Source organism: Streptosporangium sp. NPDC006013 (assembly GCF_040614275.1).
Classification (GTDB): Bacteria; Actinomycetota; Actinomycetes; order Streptosporangiales; family Streptosporangiaceae; genus Streptosporangium.
In genome coordinates this window covers 1-2,624 of record NZ_JBEXUE010000806.1, presented here as the reverse complement: position 1 = coordinate 2,624, position 2,624 = coordinate 1, and the positions used below count along the sequence as shown (strand labels likewise).

General features: G+C 68.2%; 2 protein-coding genes. Both read left to right on the top strand.

Annotation, left to right across the window (positions count from 1 at the left end):
• Window positions 1-879: Rieske 2Fe-2S domain-containing protein (locus tag ABZ260_RS49750; RefSeq protein WP_355632617.1), on the top strand; the 879-nt coding region annotated here is incomplete at its 5' end.
• The gene (locus ABZ260_RS49745) at window positions 876-2,522 is read left to right on the top strand and encodes a ubiquinol-cytochrome c reductase cytochrome b subunit (protein WP_355632614.1); all 1,647 of its coding nucleotides are present in this window, start codon (window positions 876-878) and stop codon (window positions 2,520-2,522) included. The genes ABZ260_RS49750 and ABZ260_RS49745, both read left to right, overlap by 4 nt.
• Window positions 2,523-2,624: the final 102 nt, after the last annotated feature.

Genomic DNA, 2,624 nt, shown 5'->3' with positions numbered 1-2,624 from the left:
GTCTTCCAGGTCGGCGACATCGAGAAGACGCAGGTCTCCAACCTCGCGCTGGGCGGCACGCTCACGCTGGCCCTGCTCGGGCTGGCCGCGGGCATGGTGACCTGGGTCCGCATGGTCATGCCCAAGTACAACCTGGTCCAGGAGCGCCACCCGATGGCCTCCGACACCGAGACCCGGTCCTACGTCGGCGAGACCTTCATGCAGGGCGCGGCCGAGAGCGGCATCACCAAGCGCCCGCTGCTGCGCCGCACCCTGCTGATGGCCGCCGCCCCGCTCGGCCTGGCCCCGCTGGTCCTGCTGCGCGACCTCGGCCCGAGCTACAAGGACTTCCCCGCCAAGCTGCGGCACACCGTCTGGGGAGAGAAGACCAAGGACGGCAAGAACCGCAAGCTCCTCGTCGAGGGAAGCGGCTCGCCCATCCGGGCGGCCGACTTCAACTCCCCCGGCGGCATCCTCTCCGTGGTGCCCGAGGGATACGAGCACGACCTGAACGCACTGGCCAAGGCCACCCTGATCCTGATCAAGTTCCGCCCCGAAGAGCTCAAGTCCGGGACGAACCTGAACTGGACCCACGACGGGATCGTGGCGTACTCCAAGATCTGCACGCACGTCGGCTGCCCCGCGGCCCTGTACGAGCAGACCACGCACCACATCCTGTGCCCGTGTCACCAGTCGACCTTCGACGCCGCCGACGGCGCCAAGGTCATCTTCGGTCCGGCGGCCCGGCCTCTTCCCCAGCTGCCGATCGCCGTGGACGAAGAGGGATACCTGGTGGCGACGGCGGACTTCCCCGTCCCCGTCGGGCCCAGCTTCTGGGAACGTGGCGACGCCGAGGCCGAGTTCCGTGAGGCCGAGGCCCAGAAGGGAGCCCAATCATGAGCACCCCCGTTCCCCAGCCCATCGCGGGCGCGAGCGGCTTCATCGACGACCGCATCGGGGCGGGCAACTTCCTGCGGCGGAACCTGCGGAAGATCTTCCCCGACCACTGGTCGTTCCTGCTCGGCGAGATCGCGCTCTACTCGTTCATCGTCCTGCTGCTGACCGGCACGTTCCTGACGTTCTTCTTCAAGCCCAGCATGGGCCACGTGGAGTACACCGGCTCGTACGGCCCGCTGCAGGGCGTCATGATGTCCGAGGCGTACGCGTCGTCGCTGGCGATCAGCTTCGACGTGCGCGGCGGCCTGCTGATGCGCCAGATGCACCACTGGGCCGCCCTGCTGTTCATCGGCGGCATGATGGTGCACGCGCTGCGGGTGTTCTTCACCGGCGCCTACCGCAAGCCGCGCGAGCTGAACTGGCTGATCGGCGTGCTGCTGCTGACGCTGGCCCTGGCCGCGGGACTGACCGGCTACTCCCTCCCCGACGACCTGCTGTCGGGCGCCGGTCTGCGGATCACCGAGGGTGTGGCGATCTCGCTGCCGCTGGTCGGCACCTGGATCACCTTCTTCCTCTTCGGTGGCGAGTACCCCGGCGTGGACATCGTCTCCCGGTTCTACTCGCTGCACATCCTGCTCATCCCGGGCATCCTGCTGGCGCTCATCTCGGCTCACATGATCCTGATGTGGGTCCAGAAGCACACCCAGATGCCGGGCAAGGGCCGCACCAACGAGAACGTGGTGGGCGCGCCGTTCTACCCGGCCTTCATGGTCAAGGCCGGCGCCTACTTCATGTTCACCTTCGGCGTCATCGCGCTGCTGGGCACCTTCGCCCAGATCAACCCGATCTGGCTGTACGGTCCCTACACCCCGGCCGACATCTCGGCGGGCTCTCAACCCGACTTCTACATGGGCTTCCTTGAGGGTTCGCTCCGTCTGATGCCCGCCTGGGAGATCAACGTCCTGGGCTTCACGCTGCCGATGAGCGTGCTGATCCCGGCGCTGGTGCCGATGGGCATCATCATGACGGGTCTGGCGCTGTATCCGTTCATCGAGCAGTGGGTCACCGGAGACCGCCGCGAGCACCACGTCGTGGACCGTCCCCGCAACAACCCGCACCGCACCTCGATCGGCATGGCCGCGATCACGTTCTACGGGGTCCTGTGGCTGCTCGGCGCCAACGACGAGATCGCCGCGTTCTTCCAGGTGTCGCTGAACTGGACGACCTACGTCGGCCGGGTCCTGATCTTCGCCGGTCCCGCGCTCGCCTACTACGTCACCTACCGGGTCTGCCTGGGCCTGCAGCGCGCCGACGCGGCCATCATCGGCCACGGCGTGGAGTCCGGTGTGATCAAGCGACTGCCGCACGGCGAGTACATCGAGGTCCACGTCCCGCCCAACGAGGCCATCGAGGCCCACATGCGGGGCAAGGAGCCGGTCCCGGTCCTCACCGGGGGCGGCGGCGGAGACGACGACGGCATCCCGTCCAGGGCGACGCGCGGCCCGCTCGGCAAGCTCCGCACCAAGATGAGCGCGGCCTACGGCGGCGAGAAGATCCCGCTCGACGACGGCCACGGCCACGGTGAGGGCCACGAGGAGCACACCGCGGTCGGCCAGGGTGGAGACGACAAGTCCCTGACCCACTGATCCGCCACGGCTGACGCGACGCGGAGACCGCAGCGGTGCAGGACGTGCATCTCGGCGGCATACCGGTGTGCCTGCTCGGCATCGAGTCACGGGCGGTGCCCC

What these genes read in the sequence shown, in the direction of transcription:
- ABZ260_RS49745 (WP_355632614.1), top strand. Translation starts at nt 876, where the DNA reads ATGAGCACCCCCGTTCCCCAGCCCATCGCGGGCGCGAGCGGCTTCATC.